The following is a 16,905-nucleotide window of genomic DNA, read 5'->3' on the forward strand; positions in this document are numbered from 1 at the left end:
CTATCGTTCTGAAACAGCTGAGCGCGACATGACCGCTGCGATCGAAATCTATACCCGTCCGGGGTGCGGCTACTGCACGGCCGCCAAATCGCTTCTGACCCGCAAGAACGTTGCCTTCACCGAGCATGACGCGGGCAAGGATCCGACGATTCGGCAGAAGATGTATGATCGTGTCGGCCCGGGCTCGACCTTTCCGCAGATCTTCATCGGCCACACCCATGTCGGCGGCTGCGACGACCTCTATGCGCTCGATCGCGAGGGCAGGCTCGACGCCATGCTGGCGGGAGACAAGGCGACATCATGAGCAACGACCGCAGCTTTACCGCCGCCATGGTGCAGATGCGCACCTCGCTCCTGCCCGAGCCGAGCCTCGAGCAGGGCATCAGGCTGATCCGGGAAGCGGTCGCGCAGGGCGCGGAGTATGTCCAGACGCCGGAAGTGAGCAACATGATGCAGCTCAACCGGACGGCGCTGTTCGAGCAGCTCAAGAGCGAGGCGGACGATCCCTCTCTCAAAGCCTATCAGGCGCTCGCCAAGGAGCTGGGCATCCATCTGCACATCGGGTCGCTGGCGCTGCGCTTCTCGGCAGACAAGGCCGTGAACCGCTCGTTCCTGATCGGCCCCGAGGGCAACGTGCTGGCGAGCTACGACAAGATCCACATGTTCGACATCGATCTGCCGGGCGGTGAGAGCTATCGCGAGTCCGCCAACTATCAACCGGGCGAGACGGCCGTGATCTCGGATCTGCCCTGGGGTCGTCTGGGGCTGACGATCTGCTACGACGTGCGCTTCCCGGCGCTGTATCGCGCGCTGGCCGAGAGCGGCGCCTCCTTCATCAGCGTGCCCTCCGCCTTCACCCGCAAGACCGGCGAGGCGCACTGGCACACGCTGCTGCGCGCCCGCGCCATCGAGACGGGATGCTTCGTGTTCGCCGCCGCCCAGTGCGGCCTGCACGAGAACAAGCGCGAGACCTTCGGCCACTCGCTGATCATCGATCCATGGGGCGAGATTCTCGCCGAGGGCGGCGTCGAGCCCGGCGTGATCATGGCGCGCATCGATCCGTCGCGGGTCGAGAGCGTGCGCCAGACCATTCCTTCGCTGCAGCACGGCCGCCGGTTCGGCATCGCCGACCCCAACGCGGGTCCGGACTATCTGCACCTGGTGCGGGGCTCGGCATGATCCGCTATGCGCTGCGCTGCGAGCGTGACCATACGTTCGAAAGCTGGTTCCAGAGCTCCTCGGCCTACGATTCGCAGGTGAAGCGCAAGCTGGTGGAATGCCCGACCTGCGGCTCGACCAAGGTCGAGAAGGCTATCATGGCGCCGCGCATCGTCAGCAAGAAGGGCCGCGAGGCCGTGCCGGTACCGGCCTCACCGACGCCAGCGCAGGAAGTGATTCCGCCGGGATCGACCGCGCTGATGATGGCGCAGGAGCGCGAGCTGCGCGCCAAGCTCAAGGAGCTGCGCGACCACATCGTCAAGAACGCCGACGATGTCGGCGAACGATTCCCGACCGAAGCCCGCAAGATGCATTACGGCGAGACCGAGCACCGGCCGATCTATGGCGAGGCCTCGCTCGACGAGGCCCGCGAACTGATCGAGGAAGGCATCGAGGTCGCGCCGATCCCGGTGCTGCCGGACGACCGGAATTGAGCAATAGAGACGCCCTCTCCGTCATTGCGAGCGAAGCGAAGCAATCCAGCGCCGGGCAAAGATTCTGGATTGCTTCGCTTCGCTCGCAACGACGGGAGAGAGATCTCGGCCTGCACTCTCTCTTTCGCCGGTGTGACGACATGTCCCCCCTCTCCTCGTCCTGGCAGCTCTGGGCCCTCCTCTCCGCGCTGTTCGCGGCCCTCACCGCCATCTTCGCCAAGGTTGGCGTCGAAGGTCTCAACTCCGATCTTGCCACGCTGATCCGCACCGCGATCGTGCTGGTGACTCTGGCGCTGATCCTGTTCGCGACGGGCCAGCTCACCAGCCCGGGACCGATCTCGACCAAGAGCTGGGTGTTCCTGACACTGTCGGCGCTCGGCACCGGCGCCTCGTGGCTGTGCTACTTCCGCGCCCTGAAGCTCGGACCCGCGACGCTGGTCGCGCCGATCGACAAACTCAGCGTCGTGCTGGTCGCCTTGTTCGGCGTCGTGTTTCTCGGCGAACGACCGAGCCTGCAGGGCTGGATCGGCATCGCCCTGATCGCGGCCGGCGCCGTGCTGATCGCGATCAAGGGCTGACTACACGGCGACCAGCAGCGCCACGCCGGCGACGATCAGCGTGATGCCGCCGATCTCGCGCAGCGAAACCGGCTGCTTGAACGAATAGTACGACACGCCCTGCGCGAACAGTACCTCGATCAGCGCGAGCGTGCGGACGTTGGCGGCCGCGGTCAGCGCGAACGCCAGGAACCAGAATTGCGATGCGAAGGCGCCGACGAAGCCGGCCATCATCGATGGCCGCCACAGCGACAGGATTCCGCGCAGGATGTCGGGCGCGCGCGCCAGCAGATAGACGGTGAGGAGCGCCGTCTGCACGAATAGGCCCCAGACCAGCGTGTACGACGCGGCGGTGACGAAGGACACGCCGTCGACGGTGATGATGGCGCCGCGGAAGCCGACGGCCGACAAGGCGAACGACGCCGCGGCAACCAGGCCGGTTACGGTCGGCCTCAACTCGGCAAAGCTCTTCTCACCGCCGGGCCTGAGGGCGGTGATGACGACGCCGATGGTGGCGATCAGGATCGCGATCACCTTTGGAAGCGAGAGCGGATCGCCGAGAAAGATGAAGCCGAAGATCGCGGTCTGGATCGCCTCGGTCTTCAGATAGGCCGTGGTGACGACGAAGGAGCGGTCGGTCATCGCCAGCAGCATCAGCCCGGTGGCGATGATCTGGCTGAGCGCACCGAGCAGCAGCCACGGCCAGAACACCGCCGGCGGCCACGGCAGGTGGTCGCCGGTGGCCAGCAGCACCGCGGTCAGGAACACCAGCGAGAACGGAAAGCCGAACAGGAAGCGGATATTGGTCGCGCCCCAGGTGCCGAGCTTCGCCGTCAGCGACCGCTGCATCGCATTGCGCGCGACCTGGCCAGCGGCGGCGACCAGCGTGAAGGGAATCCAGAGCGAGGTGATGGAGAGCATGCGGCACAATGCAGTAGTGAGATTGGCACCGTGACGACCACGGGGCGCTGGGTCAACAGCGGTGAGGCGGTTCAGCCGCATGTCAGGATTGCAGCTCTCGCCGGAAGGGCCAGGACGGATTGCGTCTTGTGGTAAGCTCGCGCCACACATCCGGTGTCGTCCCTGCGAACGCAGGGACCCATAACCACCGGCTTCAATTGGGTTAGGCGATCCATCCACGCGATGGTGCGGCGATGTACTATGTCTATATTCTCGCCAGCGGCCGTCACGGTACGCTGTACATCGGTGTGACCAACTCGTTACGGACTCGGCTCGAGCAGCATCGCAAGGGCGAAGGCTCGGAGTTCGTGAAGAAGTACGGGGTGTTTCGGCTGGTCTACGTCGAAATCTACACTGTTGCTGCGGAAGCGATCACCCGCGAGAAGCAGCTCAAGCGCTGGAAGCGTGATTGGAAAATCGAACTGATCGAGCGCGACAATCTTGAATGGCGCGATCTCAGCGACCTGATCTCCTAGCGTGCCTCAAACCCCTCCCTGTGGTTATGGGTCCCTGCGTTCGCAGGGACGACACCGGTTATGGAGCGGCAGACGGGTCAAGCCGATGAATGGCCGCGCGCGCTAAACCATCTGCTCGGCGACCATCATGTAGTTCACGTCCATGTCGGTCGACAGGCTCCAGCGGTCGGCGAACGGGCTGTAGACCACGCCGCTCTGCTCGGTGATGACCAGGCGGTTGTCGAGCAGGTATTTGGTCAGCTCGTCCGGCGTGACGAACTTGCTCCACTCATGCGTGCCGCGCGGCAGCCAGCGCAGCACGTATTCGGCGCCGACGATGGCGAGCGCAAAGCTCTTCCAGTTGCGGTTGAGGGTCGAGACCACCATCATGCCGCCCGGCTTCAGCACCGCGGCACAGCGGCCGAGGAAGGCGCTGACGTCGGTGACGTGCTCGACGACCTCCATCGCCAGCACGATGTCGAAGCGCTCGCGCGGATCCATCTCCTCGATCGTGGTGCAGCGGTAGTCGATCGACAGATGACCCTTCTCGGCATGCAGCCTGGCGGCGGCAATGTTGCTGGCCGAGGGGTCGACGCCGACGACCTGCGCGCCCAGCCGCGTGAACGGCTCGCACAGCAGTCCCGCGCCGCAGCCGATGTCGAGCATGCGCAGCCCCGACAAGCAGTTGAGGCTCTTGGCGTTGCGCTCGAATTTCCGGCAGGCGGCATCGCGGATATAGGTCAGGCGCAGCGGGTTGATCTTGTGCAGGGGCGCCATCTTGCCCTTGGGGTCCCACCACGTCTCGGACAGTTTCGAGAACTTCGCGATCTCGGCCGGGTCGACGGTCGAGCCGGAGGGAACAGAAGTGCTGCGGGAATCCTGAGGCATTGTCATCGCTGAATACTCAATGATCGAAGCTGCGGCGCCGTACCGGGCTAACGCGCCGTGATGGCGTTCCGGAACGCCAGCGGCTCCGCGATGGTCGAAATGGTTTCCTTGCCCTCGCCCACACCCAAGATGGTGACATCGCCGTAATTGAGAACCCGTCCCATGATGGTCTGGTTGACGTCGACGCTCTCGACCTTGTCGAGAGCCATCTCGAAGGTACGGCGCTTGATGAAACCGGTTTTGTGCACGACACGGCGATTGGTGACGTCCGTCTCGGTGGTCAGGCGATGGAACCAGGCCCGAACCGTCCAATACAGGGCAACAATGGCGATGACGGCGGCGGTGGCCAGGCACAGCATGACCAGATTGTCGTTCACGGTCATGCGGGAGAGGACGAGCAATCCAAACACGACGATCCAGGCCCCGATCGCCGGCAGGTAGAACATCCAATGTGCATTGGTCGAATACAGCACCTTCTCGCCGGGTTGCAGGATTTCGTCGATGTAACGCGCCATTCCAAAGCCTCTACCTGACCCTGTCACCACAAGGAACCGTCTTGCCCCCAGCCGCGGCGCTATGTATACGCGCGTTTCGGCTGGCGCGCCTCCGGTTTCGCGCCCAGCCGGTCAACTTATCCTCCTGATGGGAATGAGCGCGTCGTCATGGGTCGCCTCGTGCTGAAATTCGGCGGCACATCCGTCGCCAACATCGACCGCATCCGCAACGTCGCGCGCCACGTCAAGCGCGAGGTCGACGCCGGTCATGAGGTCGCCGTCGTGGTCTCGGCCATGTCCGGCAAGACCAACGAACTGGTCGCCTGGTGCACCGAGGCGTCGCCGATGCACGATGCGCGTGAATACGATGCCGTCGTGGCCTCGGGCGAGCAGGTCACGTCCGGCCTGCTGGCGATCGTGCTGCAGAGCATGGGCATCCAGGCCCGCTCGTGGCAGGGCTGGCAGATCCCGATCAAGACCAGCGATGCCCATGCCTCGGCGCGAATCGTCGATATCGACGGCTCCGAGCTGATCCAGCGCTTTCGCGACCGCAAGGAGGTCGCGGTCATCGCCGGCTTCCAGGGCATCAACGCCGAAACCGGGCGAATCACCACGCTCGGCCGCGGCGGCTCGGACACCTCGGCGGTGGCGATCGCGGCCGCCATCAAGGCCGACCGCTGCGACATCTATACCGACGTCGACGGCGTCTATACCACCGACCCCCGGGTGGTGCCGAAGGCCAAGCGGCTCGACAAGATCGCCTTCGAGGACATGCTGGAGCTGGCGTCGCAGGGCGCCAAGGTGCTGCAGGTCCGTTCGGTGGAACTGGGCATGGTGCACAACATGCCGATCTTCGTCCGCTCCTCATTCGACAAGCCCGAGGATATCGACCCGCACGCCAACCAGCCGCCGGGGACGCTGATCTGCAGCGAGGAACAAATCATGGAAAATCACGTCGTGACCGGCATCGCCTTCTCCAAGGACGAGGCCCAGATCTCGGTGCGCCAGATCGAGGACAAGCCGGGCGTCGCCGCCTCGATCTTCGGACCACTGGCGGATGCCAATATCAACGTCGACATGATCGTCCAGAACGTCTCCGAAGACGGCAAGACCACCGATCTCACCTTCACGGTGCCGGCCACCGATTACAATCGCGCGCGCGAGACCATCACCGCGGCCAAGGACAGGATCGGCTATCAGCGCCTGGATACCGCGACCGACGTCGCCAAGGTTTCGGTGATCGGATCGGGCATGCGCAGCCATGCCGGCGTCGCCGCCAAGGGATTCGCCGCGCTCGCCGCCCGCAACATCAACATTCGCGCGATCACGACCTCCGAGATCAAGTTCTCGGTGCTGATCGACGCCGCCTACACCGAGCTCGCCGTCCGCACGCTGCATACGCTCTACGGACTGGACCAGGCCTAGAAAATCCTCCTCCGCGACCACACCTGTCCCGTTCTGTGACAGCGGGACGGGCCGGAGATCGTTCGAAAGCCGTTGACGCCGCCCGCGGTGGCAGGCGTTTTGCTTGGCAAAACAAGCCCTAATTCGCTATACGCCATCGCAGGATGGCAGCCGCAAACTGTGCTCCAGTGATGGTTGTTCTGGTTCGGGCCGGCACTCTGAGCGTGCGATAGTGCCGAATCGAGAAAGCTGTTCGATGCCGCGAGTTTAGCGCCAGATCCGGCCGCGTGCCGGGCTGGCCCCAGGAAGGGGGATTGTGCCACATGCGAAGCGCGTCGGGAGGCCCCCGCGTCCTGCTCAGACGGCTTCGCGAGACCATGGCGGAGCAGGTCTCGGCACAGGAGCGGCTCGACAAGATCGTGGTGCTGATCGCGGCCAACATGGTCGCGGAGGTCTGCTCGGTCTATGTGCTGCGTGTCGACAACACGCTCGAGCTCTACGCGACCGAAGGTCTGAACCGCGACGCCGTGCACATGACCGTGCTGAGCGCGCATGAAGGCCTCGTCGGCCTCGTCGCCAGCGAAGCGACGCCGCTCAACCTGAACGACGCCCAGAGCCATCCCGCCTTTTCGTATCGGCCGGAGACCGGCGAAGAGATCTACCACTCCTTCCTTGGCGTGCCGATCCTGCGCGCCGGCAACACGCTCGGCGTGCTGGTGGTGCAGAACCGCGCCAAGCGCACCTATGTCGAGGAAGAGGTCGAGGCGCTGCAGACCACCGCGATGGTGCTCGCCGAGATGATCGCCTCCGGCGAGCTCGCGGCACTGGCGCAGCCCGGCGCCGAGCCGGCGGCGCGGCACTCGATCCACAAGACCGGCACGGTGCTGTCCGATGGCATCGCGCTCGGCCATGTCGTGCTGCACGAGCCGCGCGTCGTCATCAACAATTACATTGCCGAGGACCTGCCCAAGGAGATCAAGCGGCTCGACGCCGCGCTGCTCAAGCTGCGCGCCGACCTCGACCGCATGCTGGAGCGTGGCGACGTCGCCGATGGCGGCGAGCACCGCGAGGTGCTCGAAGCCTATCGCATGTTCGCCAACGACCAGGGCTGGTCGCACAAGCTGCACGAGGCGGTGGCGACCGGCCTCACGGCGGAAGCCGCCGTCGAGCGCGTGCAGTCCGACACCCGCGCCCGCATGCTGCGCTCGACCGATCCGTATCTGCGCGAGCGGCTGCACGACCTCGAGGATCTCGGCTACCGGCTGCTGCGTCAGCTCGTCGGCCAGGACCACGCGCCGCGGCGCGAGCACCTGCCGGACAACGCCATCCTGATCGCACGCGCGATGGGTCCGGCGGCGCTGCTCGACTACGACCGCAAGCGGCTGCGCGGCCTCGTGCTCGAGGAAGGCACCGCCAATTCGCACGTCGCGATCGTGGCGCGCGCACTGGGCATTCCCGCCGTCGGCGAGGTGCCGAACGCGCCGGGCATCGCCGATCCCGGCGACGCCATCATCGTCGATGGCACCTCAGGCTCGATCTATGTGCGCCCGTCGTCGGAGATCGAATCCGCCTATGCCGAGCGGGTGCGCTTCCGCGCCCGCCGTCAGGCGCAATATGGCGAGCTGCGCAACAAGCCCTGCGTGACCAAGGACGGCCAGCCGGTCGAGCTGATGATCAATGCCGGCCTGGTCATCGACCTGCCGCACATCGAGGACACCGGCAGCGCCGGCATCGGCCTGTTCCGCACCGAGCTGCAATTCATGGTGTCCGCCAGCCTGCCGCGCTCGAGCGACCAGCTGGCGCTGTATCGCACGGTTCTCGACGCCGCCGGCCACAAGCCGGTCACGTTCCGCACCTTGGACATCGGCGGCGACAAGGCGCTGCCGTACATGGAGACCGTGATCGAGGAGAATCCGGCGCTCGGCTGGCGCGCGATCCGCCTCGGCCTCGACCGTCCGGGCCTGCTGCGCGGCCAGATCCGGGCGCTGCTGCGCGCCGGCGGCGGCCGCTCGCTGCGCATCATGTTCCCGATGATCTCGGAAGTCGCCGAGTTCGACACGGCCAAGGCGATCGTCGAGCGCGAGCTGACCTATCTGCGCCAGCACGGCCATACGCTGCCGGAACGCGTCGACGTCGGCACCATGCTCGAGGTCCCGGCGCTGCTGTATCAGCTCGACGAGCTGCTTTCGAAGGTCGACTTCATCTCGGTCGGCTCGAACGACCTGTTCCAGTTCCTGTTCGCGGTCGATCGCGGCAATGCCAAGGTCTCCGAGCGCTTCGACACGCTGTCGACGCCGATCCTGCGGGCGTTGCAGCAGATCGTGCACAAGGCCAAGGCCGCCAAGCGGTCGGTGTCACTGTGCGGCGAGATGGCCTCCAAGCCGATCGGCGCATTGGCACTGATCGCGCTCGGCTACCGCTCGCTGTCGTTGTCGGCCACCGCGCACGGCCCTGTGAAGGCGATGATCCTCGAACTCGACGCCGGCAAGGCGGCGACGAAGATGGCCGAATGGCTGGCCGCGCCGGCCGGCAGCTTCTCGATGCGGCAGAAGCTGACCGAGTTCGCCGAGAGCGAAGGCCTCGCGCTGTAGCGGGTCTGTCGCGGCCTGCGCGTCTTCCGTTCGTATCGTTTGCTCCTAGAACAGATTGCATCATGTCGTCGCTTCCCCAAGCCAAACTGGATATCCTGCTCGCGCATCACGCCTCGCTCGAGGCGGAGCTGCTCGGCCAGGTCAATTCCGACCGCTACGTGCAGATCACCCGTGAGCTGGCCGAGCTCAATCCGCTGATCGACGCGGTCAAGGCCTATCGCGCCGGCGTCAAGGAGCTCGCCGACACTGAGGCGCTGATCGCCGATCCCACCACGGATGCCGAAATGCGCGCGATGGCCGAGGCCGAGCGCGACGAACTGATCGCGCGCCGCGGCGAGCTGGAGCAGAAGATCCGCGTCGCGCTGCTGCCGAAGGATGCGATGGACGACCGCAACGTCGTGCTCGAAATCCGCGCCGGCACCGGCGGCGACGAGGCCTCGTTGTTCGCCGGCGACCTGTTCCGGATGTATGAGCGCTTCGCCGCCCTGCAGGGCTGGAAGGTCGAGGTGGTCTCGGCCTCCGAAGGCACCGTCGGCGGCTACAAGGAGATCGTCGCCGAAGTGCAGGGCCGCGGCGCCTTCGCCAAGCTGAAGTTCGAATCCGGCGTGCACCGCGTGCAGCGCGTGCCCGATACCGAGACGCAGGGCCGCATCCACACCTCGGCGGCGACAGTCGCCGTGCTGCCCGAGGTCGAGGATGTCGACGTCGACATCAAGCCGGACGACCTGCGCATCGAGACCATGCGCGCGCAAGGCGCCGGCGGCCAGCACGTCAACAAGACGGAATCGGCGATCCGCATCACCCATATCCCGACCGGGATCGTCGTGATGATGCAGGACAGCCGCTCGCAGCACAAGAACCGCGCCTCCGCGATGAACATCCTGCGCTCGCGCATCTACGACGCCGAGCGGCAGAAGGTCGACGCGGCCCGCTCGGCCGAGCGCAAGGAGAAAGTCGGCTCGGGCGACCGCTCGGAGCGCATCCGCACCTATAATTTTCCGCAAGGGCGCGTCACCGACCACCGCATCAACCTGACGCTCTACAAGCTGCCGCAGGTGATCGCCGGCGAAGCGCTGGGCGAACTCATCGACGCGCTGACGACCGAGCACCAGGCCGCGCAGCTCGCCGCGCAAGGTGCTGCGGCGTGATGCGCACCGGCGCATTGCAGGAGGCGATGCGACGCTGCCCCGACACAAACGGTGTCGTCCCGGCGAACGCAGGGACCCCTAACCACCGGCCTTCGTGGCTGTCACAGAAGGCAACTCCGACCGCCCGTCCCGCCACGGCACGGCGTATGGCTCCCCGCGTTCGCGGGGATGACGCGTGGAGGGAGTTTGCGCGATGACCGGCCTCATCGCCGGCGTGACGATCGATGCCGCCCGCCGTGCCCTGGCCGCGCGCTTTGCAGATGCGGGCCTCGACTCGCCCGAGCTCGATGCGCGGCTGCTGGTCGGCCATGCGCTGCAGCTCGAGCTCACCGGGCTCGTGATGCACGGGAGACGACAGCTCTCCCATGACGACGCGCAGCGCCTGGAAACGCTGGTGCAGCGCCGGCTGGCCGGCGAACCGGTCGCCCGCATCCTCGGCACCAAAGAGTTCTGGGGCCTGGACCTGCGATTGTCGGCCGACACGCTGGTGCCGCGGCCGGACACAGAGACTGTCGTCGAGCTGGCACTGGAACATCTCGCGGCCGGCGGCGACCTGAAGCGTCGCTTGCGCATCGCCGATCTCGGCACGGGCTCCGGCGCGATCCTGCTGGCGCTGCTGTCCGAGCTGCCGCGGGCCTTTGGACTCGGTACCGACATCAGCTTGGCCGCGCTGACCACCGCGCGGGATAATGCGCGCGCGCTCGGATTGGCCGACCGCGCCGGCTTCGTCGCCTGCTCCTACGCCGCAGCGCTGTCTGCGGGTTTCGACCTGATCGTGTCGAACCCGCCCTACATCCCATCGTCCGAGATCGGTGCGCTCGACGTCGAGGTGCGCACTCATGATCCGCTGCGCGCCCTGGACGGGGGCAAGGACGGGCTCGACGCCTACCGCGCGCTGATCCCGCAGGCGGCGGCCCTGCTGCGGCCGGACGGCGCTGTCATCGTGGAGGTCGGGCTTGGCCAGAGTGACGAGGTCGCTGCATTGATGGTGAGGGCTGGCCTGACGGCCGATTCCTCGACGATCCGGGCCGATCTGGCCGGTATTCCCCGAACCGTCATGGGCCTAAAAAAGCTCCGGTAAAGGTCGGGGGATGCAGAAAAAGCTCTTGGAATATCCCCCGGGAGCGACTACGTTCCATCCATAGCACCGGTGCAGGCCACGACGAGCGGTATTCACGGAACACCGCCGCGGTCAGATGCCAGAGAGCCGCGCCGGGCGATAGGTTCCAGAACGCAGATCTGCTGAGCGCGAGAGCCCGGATGGCTGCGCAGCCCGCGACTGCAAAGCGAACGAAAGCCTGACTTTGCACTTGAGGTCTTACGCTAAGCAAACTGGGTCGGTCGTGGCGCATGTCGCCTTGGCTGGCTGAATGACGTGGTTCGCCGGTCCCAGGGGCTGGCGGGTGGGGAACGCGTTTTGAACGCGCTTTTGTCGAGAGAATCGGCTGTCGATCACATCGGCATGGGTCAAACCGGCATGTCGGAACCGACATGGGTCGGATGGGACCATTTGGACCGCGCGCGAGGCGTCCGAGCCCGGCGAAGGTATTTCAATACACTCTCGGTATTCCGATAACAATCAGTGCTCAGACAATCGGTGCTCCTAACGCAGGGTTGGAATAAAGGCAGGACATGAGAAACGGTCAGAACAACAAGCGGATGCGCAACCGGAACAGCGGCGGTAACAACAACAATAACCGGCGCGGCCAGAATCCGCTGACCCGGGTGTTCGAGTCCAATGGACCGGACATCAAGATCCGCGGCACTGCCTCTCATGTCGCCGAGAAATATGTCCAGCTTGCCCGCGACGCCCGCTCTTCGGGTGACCCCGTAGCCGCCGAGAACTACTACCAGCACGCCGAGCATTATTTCCGCCTGATTGCCGCCGCGCAGGAGCAGTTCCGCCAGAACCAGCCGCAGCAGCCGCGCAACACCGAGGACCTGACCGTCGACGACCTCGACGATGACGGTGAGAGCTTCTCGCATTTCGGCCAGGAGCCCGGCTTCGTTCCGGCCCAGCCGCAGCCTCAGCCCCAACCCTTCATGCGCGACCGCGAAGGCGGCCAGCGCGAGCGCGGCGACAACCAGCCCTATCAGCGCGAGCAGCAGCCGCGCGAGCACCGCGAAGCGCGTGAGCATCGCGAGCCGCGCGAACACCGCGAGCCGCGGGAACACCGTGAACCCCGCGAACATCGCGAGCGGGAGCCGCGCGAGCACCGGGAGCGGCCGCAGCCCGTCCAGTACCAGCCGCAGCCGCAACCCCAGCCCGTCATCGCCGACAGCGGCGTCGATCGGCTGCCGTCCTTCATCACCGGTCCGCAGCCGCAGATCGCCAATCCCCCGGCCGCCTTCGAGGGCGCTGCCGAGCGCTATCCGCGGCGCCGCCGGCGTCCGCATGGTCCGCGCGCTGAAGCAGCCGCTGCTGCGCCGGCGCCGAGCGAGGACCTCAATCCGGGCGAATAGCGATTTCGCTCCGTCGTGAAACACGAAACGGGTGGGCTCTGAGCCCACCCGTTTTTTTGCGCGGGAAGCGCGCAGGAAAACGGCCCGGGATCATCCTTCGTGCGACGGCGGACCGACCTCGCGGCGACCAGCGCCACCGGATCCGGGGGCCGACGGTGACGGCGCCAGCACCGGTTCGAGCCGCGGGATCAGCCGGATGCGCTCGCGGCGCGCCGGGATCACCCGGTAGACCTGCTTGGTCGCCTCCACGATGTGGACACCGGCGAACGGCAGCGACAGCGCTGCGCCGACTCGCTCCCAGGCCATCGCCGATTTCAGGAACCAGCCGCCGACCGGAGGCATGAACAGCGCCTCGCCCCAGCCGGTCGGCGTGAACCAGGTCTGCCGCAGCAGTTGCGTGATCTGCGAGCGCGAATAGGGCCGGCCATGGCCGAACGGCGTGTTGTCGGTCCGCGTCCAGACGCCGCGCCGGTTCGGGATCACGATGATCATGCGTCCCGCCGGCGCCAGCACCCGCCACATCTCGCGCAGCAGCCCGGCCGGGTCGTCCGACATCTCCAGCGCATGCACGATCAGGATGCGGTCGATCGCCGCATCGGGCAGCGGCAGCGAGAACTCGTCCACCAGCGAGGCCAGCGTCGGCCGCGCCGTCGGCCATTTCAGCACCCCCTGCGCCGCCGGCATGAAGGCGATGCAGCGTTCGGAATCCTCGCGGAACAGGCCAAGATAGGGCGTGGGATAGCCGACGCCGAGCACCCGCTGCCCGGCCGCGCTCGGCCAGCGCGCGCGGATACCGCGGTTGATCAAGAGCCGCGCGACGATCCCGAGGCGACCCGAATAGAAATTTCGCAGATCGATCACGTCCATGACGTCAATGTATCATGCGAGCGCGCGCTGCCGCGCGCCGAATATTGCGTTGCGCCTCCAGCGTTAACGCCATATCTCTGCGCGGGACATCGGAGGCCGCCCCGCAGCGCTGCGCCCGGGCTCCGCTTCCACGACCTTCTGGCATCGCGAGCGCGACCATCGTGCCTCGCCCGGTCCCGCCGACGGAGACATCATGGCCGCCGACATCCGCGCCTTCACCTGCCTGTCCGACAATTTCGGCTATCTGATCCATGACCCCGCGACCGGTGCGACTGCCTCGATCGACGCCCCCGAGGCCGGACCGATCGTCCGGCAATTGGACGCCGAAGGCTGGAGGCTCACCGACATCCTGATCACGCATCATCATCACGACCATGTCGGCGGCGTCGCCGAGCTCAAGCAGAAATATGGCTGCCGGGTGGTCGCGCCCCACGACAAGACGACGGCGATCGCCAACGTCGATCTGCGAGTCGCCCATGGCGATGTCGTGAAGATCGGCGAGTTGCTCGCGCGGGTGCTGGAAACGCCGGGCCATACGCTCGACCACGTCTCCTACGTGTTCGATGCCGACAAGGCGCTGTTTGCGGCCGACACGCTGTTCTCGGTCGGCTGCGGCCGGGTGTTCGAGGGCACCTATCCGATGATGTGGGACTCGCTTCTCAAGCTGCGCGCGCTGCCGGACGACTTCCGGCTCTATTGCGGCCACGAATACACAGCCTCGAACGTCAAATTCGCCCTCACCGTCGACGGCGACAACGCGGCGCTGAAGGCTCGCGCCGAGGAGGTCACGCGGCTGCGTGCCGCCAACCGGCCGACCATTCCGTCGCTGCTGGGCGACGAGAAGACCGCCAACGTGTTCCTGCGCGCCGACGATCCGGCCGTCGCAGTGCGGCTGCGCATGAAGGGCGCCAGCGCCGAGCAGGTATTCGGCGAGCTGCGCGAGCGCAAGAACAAGTCGTAACGGCGAGGACGACGATGGCCACGCTCTCGGCTGCCGACATCATCGCGCGTCTCGGCCTGCAGCCTCATCCGGAGGGCGGACATTTTCGCGAGACCTTCCGCGATCCGGCCGTCGACGCCTCCGGCCGCGCCGCATCGACCTTGATCTATTTCCTGCTCGCGCGCGGCGAGCGTTCGCATTGGCACAGGGTCGACGCGGTCGAGACCTGGCACTTCTATGCCGGTGCGCCGCTGACCTTGCGGATCGCCGCCGAAGGCCAGGCGCCGCAAACGACGACGCTGGGCATCGACCTCGCAGCCGGCCAGCAGCCGCAGGCGGTGGTGCCCGCCCATGCCTGGCAGGCCGCCGAGAGCGCCGGCGATTGGACGCTCGTCGGCTGCACGGTGGCGCCGGGCTTCATGTTCGAAGGATTCGAGCTTGCGCCGCCCGGCTGGGAGCCGGAGGTCTGAGTCAGGCGCTCGCGCCGGCGACCTTCGCGGCTGGCTCGGCGAAGCGCTGGCGCTCCTGGGCGAGGAAGCCGGAAATCGCGTCGGCCGGCATCGGCTTCGCGAAGTAGTAGCCCTGGATGTAGTCCGCGCCCAGACGCCGCAGGCTGTCGAGCTGCTCCTTGGTCTCGACACCCTCGACGACGCACGAAATTTCCATGTCGGCGCAGAGGCCGGTCAGCGACTTGATGATCTTGTGGCTGATCGGGTTAGCGTTGACGTCGCTCACGAAACTGCGGTCGACCTTGAGCTTGTCGAGCGGCAGCCGGTGGACGTGACTGAGCGACGAGTAGCCGGTGCCGAAATCGTCCAGCGAGATGCCGCAACCGATCGCCTTCAATGCCGCGATCGACTGCTCGGCGCGGGCGAAGTCGAAGGTGACGGCGGTCTCGGTGATCTCGAACTCGATGCGGCGCGGCGGCACGCCGCTGGCATGGATGACCGCCAGCAGCGGCAGGACGCCATCCGGCGAACAGATGTCGTGCGCGGAGAGATTGAACGACACGCGAATGTCGTCCGGCCAGGTCCGCGCGGCGGCGAGCGCCTTGACCAGCAGACAACGCGTCAGGCTGCGGATGACGCCGATCCGCTCGGCGGCCGGGATGAAGCTTGCGGGCGACACCGTACCCAGCTTGGGGCTGTGCCAGCGCGCCAGGACCTCGAATCCGGTGGTGCGCGAATTCGTCGCGTCCATGATCGGCTGAAACGCCAGGTCCATCTCGGCGTCGAAATCGGCCGTGCGCAACAGGTGCTCGATCACGCTGCGGCTGCGGATCTCCGCCTCGAGCTCGGTCGAGAAGATGATGGCCTGGCCGCGGGCGCGGCGCTTGGCGTGGTAGAGCGCATAGTCGGCGCATTCGTACAGCGCATCCGCAACCATGGCCGAGCGCGGATACAACGCAAAGCCGGTCGAGCACGACAGGCCGGTATGGGTCGTGTCGAACTGATAGGGCAGCTTGATGAGGTCGGTGATCTGCCGTCCGAGGTTGAGCAGATCGTCGTCCGTGGGATTGCCGGCGACCACCAGTCCGAACTCGTCGCCGCCGAGCCGGGCGAGATGGACCTGGCCGCCATGGCCGGCACAGGCGTCGCGGATGCGGCGCGCGGCCTCGATCAGCACGCGGTCGCCGACCGTGTGCCCATAGGTGTCGTTGATCGGCTTGAAGCCGTCGAGATCGATGATGCCGACGGCGAGCCGCGTGCCGTCCCGGTCGGCCTCGGCGAAAGCTTGCGTGAGCTCCGAGAAGAAGCGACGGCGATTGGGCAGATCGGTCAGCGAATCCAGATTGGCGAGGCGGAAGTTTTCATCCGACAGCGCTTGCGTCGCCGCCTGCTCCGCGAGCAGCGATTTGCGGCTGGCGACGAGCGCGGCGAAATCCCGATAATAGATGAACAGCACCGTGACCATCGCGCCGGACACGAGCAGCTGATTGACCGCGATCGCCCGCAGCGCGTGAACGCCCGTGGACATGAAGAAGATGACATAGGGCACGATGACCACGAGGGTCACGATCAGGGCTGCGGAGCGCAGGTGCATCAGGCAGAAGATGATGCCGATGACCGTGACCGCCATGTAGAACGCGACCTGCCCCTTGGCGAATGGGTCGCCGTAGGGAAACAACGCGAAGGACCAGACGACGAACAGCGCCCCGATCGGGCCGGCAATCCGGTTGGTGACACGCAGGTTGCGCAGCACCTCGGCGTCGCTGCTGGCGGCCTCGCCCTGCCGCAGCCACCACAGCATGCGCGCGCCGGTAATCGTCGATAGCAACGCCGGCACCGAGATCGTGAGCCACGTCGGCGCCAGCGGCAGGAACGTGTAGGCGAGCGCCAGGCTGTTGGTGATGAGAATGAAATAGAGCAGCGGCACCTGCTTGGAGAACGCCTGGAACTGCGCGCGCGTCAGCTCGGGACTGTCGGCGGGAACGCGAAACAACTCCCCTGCGCGGGCCATGTAACGTCTCACGTCCGGCATTGCCG

Annotated in this window: 17 protein-coding genes; 12 read left to right on the plus strand and 5 right to left on the minus strand. The window is 66.2% G+C overall.

What is annotated here, in order from left to right; all coding sequences use genetic code 11:
- Nucleotides 1–28 precede the first annotated feature (28 nt).
- From grxC to QX041_RS19065, 4 genes are all read left to right on the plus strand, one after another.
- On the plus strand, nucleotides 29–304 hold the full coding sequence (grxC, locus tag QX041_RS19050) for a glutaredoxin 3 (RefSeq protein WP_315715197.1): 276 nt from the start codon (nucleotides 29–31) through the stop codon (nucleotides 302–304).
- On the plus strand, nucleotides 301–1,179 hold the full coding sequence (locus tag QX041_RS19055) for a carbon-nitrogen hydrolase family protein (RefSeq protein ID WP_315715195.1): 879 nt from the start codon (nucleotides 301–303) through the stop codon (nucleotides 1,177–1,179). The genes grxC and QX041_RS19055 overlap by 4 nt, the downstream gene beginning before the upstream one ends.
- Nucleotides 1,176–1,652, plus strand: a complete 477-nt coding sequence (locus QX041_RS19060) for a DUF1178 family protein (RefSeq protein ID WP_315751936.1) — start codon at nucleotides 1,176–1,178, stop codon at nucleotides 1,650–1,652. The genes QX041_RS19055 and QX041_RS19060 overlap by 4 nt, the downstream gene beginning before the upstream one ends.
- Nucleotides 1,653–1,792: 140 nt before the next feature.
- Complete coding sequence (locus tag QX041_RS19065) at nucleotides 1,793–2,230, plus strand: EamA family transporter (protein ID WP_315751935.1); 438 nt, start codon at nucleotides 1,793–1,795, stop codon at nucleotides 2,228–2,230.
- On the opposite strand, the gene QX041_RS19070 is transcribed toward QX041_RS19065, so the two are convergent.
- Complete coding sequence (locus QX041_RS19070) at nucleotides 2,231–3,130, minus strand: DMT family transporter (RefSeq protein WP_316166265.1); 900 nt, start codon at nucleotides 3,128–3,130, stop codon at nucleotides 2,231–2,233.
- 233 nt (nucleotides 3,131–3,363) lie between these two features.
- On the opposite strand from QX041_RS19070, the gene QX041_RS19075 reads away from it, so the two are divergent.
- Complete coding sequence (locus QX041_RS19075; RefSeq protein ID WP_315715191.1) at nucleotides 3,364–3,645, plus strand: GIY-YIG nuclease family protein; 282 nt, start codon at nucleotides 3,364–3,366, stop codon at nucleotides 3,643–3,645.
- Nucleotides 3,646–3,747: 102 nt separating this feature from the next.
- On the opposite strand, the gene ubiG is transcribed toward QX041_RS19075, so the two are convergent.
- Entirely contained in the window at nucleotides 3,748–4,512 is a 765-nt protein-coding gene (gene ubiG / locus QX041_RS19080; RefSeq protein WP_409977941.1) for a bifunctional 2-polyprenyl-6-hydroxyphenol methylase/3-demethylubiquinol 3-O-methyltransferase UbiG, read from the minus strand.
- A 47-nt stretch (nucleotides 4,513–4,559) separates the two neighbouring features.
- Nucleotides 4,560–5,027: a PH domain-containing protein gene (locus QX041_RS19085; RefSeq protein ID WP_316166266.1), complete on the minus strand. Its 468-nt coding sequence runs from the start codon at nucleotides 5,025–5,027 to the stop codon at nucleotides 4,560–4,562.
- Nucleotides 5,028–5,174: 147 nt separating this feature from the next.
- Between QX041_RS19085 and QX041_RS19090 the strand changes: the two genes are divergently transcribed.
- The 5 genes from QX041_RS19090 (at nucleotide 5,175) to QX041_RS19110 (ending at nucleotide 12,612) form a co-directional block, all read left to right on the plus strand.
- Nucleotides 5,175–6,431, plus strand: coding sequence for an aspartate kinase (locus QX041_RS19090; protein WP_315715188.1), 1,257 nt, complete (start codon nucleotides 5,175–5,177; stop codon nucleotides 6,429–6,431).
- A gap of 302 nt (nucleotides 6,432–6,733) precedes the next feature.
- On the plus strand, nucleotides 6,734–9,001 hold the full coding sequence (ptsP, locus tag QX041_RS19095) for a phosphoenolpyruvate--protein phosphotransferase (RefSeq protein ID WP_315715187.1): 2,268 nt from the start codon (nucleotides 6,734–6,736) through the stop codon (nucleotides 8,999–9,001).
- A gap of 62 nt (nucleotides 9,002–9,063) precedes the next feature.
- Nucleotides 9,064–10,149 carry a peptide chain release factor 1 gene (gene prfA / locus QX041_RS19100; RefSeq protein WP_316166267.1) on the plus strand — a complete coding sequence of 362 codons (1,086 nt, stop codon included), beginning with the start codon at nucleotides 9,064–9,066 and terminating at the stop codon, nucleotides 10,147–10,149.
- Nucleotides 10,150–10,342: 193 nt separating this feature from the next.
- Entirely contained in the window at nucleotides 10,343–11,230 is an 888-nt protein-coding gene (prmC, locus tag QX041_RS19105) for a peptide chain release factor N(5)-glutamine methyltransferase (RefSeq protein ID WP_316166268.1), read from the plus strand.
- A 551-nt stretch (nucleotides 11,231–11,781) separates the two neighbouring features.
- Nucleotides 11,782–12,612, plus strand: coding sequence for a DUF4167 domain-containing protein (locus QX041_RS19110; RefSeq protein WP_315751931.1), 831 nt, complete (start codon nucleotides 11,782–11,784; stop codon nucleotides 12,610–12,612).
- Nucleotides 12,613–12,702: 90 nt separating this feature from the next.
- Here the strand turns inward: QX041_RS19110 and QX041_RS19115 are convergent, their stop codons facing one another.
- Complete coding sequence (locus QX041_RS19115; protein ID WP_316166270.1) at nucleotides 12,703–13,479, minus strand: class I SAM-dependent methyltransferase; 777 nt, start codon at nucleotides 13,477–13,479, stop codon at nucleotides 12,703–12,705.
- 193 nt (nucleotides 13,480–13,672) lie between these two features.
- On the opposite strand from QX041_RS19115, the gene gloB reads away from it, so the two are divergent.
- A complete protein-coding gene (gloB, locus tag QX041_RS19120; protein ID WP_316166271.1) occupies nucleotides 13,673–14,440 on the plus strand; it encodes a hydroxyacylglutathione hydrolase in 768 nt (255 codons plus the stop codon).
- A gap of 14 nt (nucleotides 14,441–14,454) precedes the next feature.
- Nucleotides 14,455–14,889, plus strand: a complete 435-nt coding sequence (locus tag QX041_RS19125; protein ID WP_315715181.1) for a cupin domain-containing protein — start codon at nucleotides 14,455–14,457, stop codon at nucleotides 14,887–14,889.
- Nucleotide 14,890: 1 nt separating this feature from the next.
- Here the strand turns inward: QX041_RS19125 and QX041_RS19130 are convergent, their stop codons facing one another.
- On the minus strand, nucleotides 14,891–16,900 hold the full coding sequence (locus QX041_RS19130; protein WP_315715180.1) for a putative bifunctional diguanylate cyclase/phosphodiesterase: 2,010 nt from the start codon (nucleotides 16,898–16,900) through the stop codon (nucleotides 14,891–14,893).
- Between the last annotated feature and the right edge of the window lie 5 nt (nucleotides 16,901–16,905).

Origin of the sequence: Bradyrhizobium sp. SZCCHNRI2009, assembly GCF_032485115.1 — a bacterium.
Classification (GTDB): Bacteria; Pseudomonadota; Alphaproteobacteria; order Rhizobiales; family Xanthobacteraceae; genus Bradyrhizobium.